1 pseudogene is annotated in these 317 nt (G+C 60.3%); it reads left to right on the top strand.

The annotated features are described in order from the left end of the window. Window positions 1-317, top strand: a pseudogene (locus ACZXDY_RS46640) (hypothetical protein); the annotation flags it as partial.

The following is a 317-nucleotide window of genomic DNA, read 5'->3' as shown; positions in this document are numbered from 1 at the left end:
CCAGCGCACCTGGCCGGAGCTCGTTCAAATACCTACGCGGGTCTGGACTCTTTCGTTGACCTGAATGCGCCGACGCCATCCGAATTGCGCGACGATGCTCACTTTGCGCCAGCGCACCTGGCCGGAGCTCGTTCAAATACCTACGCGGGTCTGGACTCTTTCGTTGACCTGAATGCGCCGACGCCATCCGAATTGCGCGACGATGCTCACTTTGCGCCAGCGCACCTGGCCGGAGCTCGTTCAAATACCTACGCGGGTCTGGACTCTTTCGTTGACCTGAATGCGCCGACGCCATCCGAATTGCGCGACGATGCTCA

The organism is Bradyrhizobium sp. LeoB3 (assembly GCF_055456055.1).
This window is presented reverse-complemented; position numbering and strand designations above follow the sequence as displayed.